This window comes from Staphylococcus caprae (genome assembly GCF_002902725.1).
Lineage (GTDB): Bacteria > Bacillota > Bacilli > Staphylococcales > Staphylococcaceae > Staphylococcus > Staphylococcus caprae.
Genome location: NZ_PPRT01000079.1, coordinates 1 through 728, shown reverse-complemented (window position 1 = coordinate 728; position 728 = coordinate 1). Strand labels below are relative to the sequence as shown.

General features: G+C 33.4%; 1 protein-coding gene and 1 pseudogene. One reads left to right on the top strand and one right to left on the bottom strand.

Going from position 1 to position 728, the window contains the following annotated elements:
* A pseudogene (locus CD155_RS11850) lies at nt 1-222 on the bottom strand (protein rep); the annotation flags it as partial.
* A gap of 57 nt (nt 223-279) precedes the next feature.
* Between CD155_RS11850 and CD155_RS11845 the strand changes: the two are divergent.
* Nucleotides 280-728, top strand: a 449-nt coding sequence (locus CD155_RS11845) for an IS6-like element IS257 family transposase (RefSeq protein WP_103213420.1), incomplete at its 3' end; no start/stop codon positions are given.

Here is a 728-nt window from a genome sequence, read left to right as displayed (position 1 = left end):
TTTATAATACGTATCAAAGACTTTTTGGTTCGATAGATAATCGCTATCTTTTCCCGTATATTTCGCCATCTCATATAATTCTTTTTGATTGTTCCGTTTTACACGTTGAACGTGAACCTGCGTAATATCGATATTCCCTGTTACGTCACGCCATAAGTTTAACCATTCTTTTTGGCTAATATATGCTTTAGTATCTTTAAAATACGAACGATTGACTGCAATCGGTTCTGTTGCAAAGTTGAATTTATAATATAATTTTAACAAAAAGGAGTCTTCTGTATGAACTATTTCAGATATAAACAATTTAACAAGGATGTTATCACTGTAGCTGTTGGCTACTATCTAAGATATGCATTGAGTTATCGTGATATATCTGAAATATTAAGAGAACGTGGTGTAAACGTTCATCATTCAACGATCTACCGTTGGGTTCAAGAATATGCCCCAATTTTATATCAAATTTGGAAGAAAAAGCATAAAAAAGCTTATTACAAATGGCGTATTGATGAGACGTACATCAAAATAAAAGGAAAATGGAGCTATTTATATCGTGCCATTGATGCAGAGGGACATACATTAGATATTTGGTTGCGTAAGCAACGAGATAATCATTCGGCATATGCGTTTATCAAACGTCTCATTAAACAATTTGGTAAACCTCAAAAAGTGATTACAGATCAGGCACCTTCAACGAAGGTAGCCATGGCTAAAGTCATTAAAACGTTTAA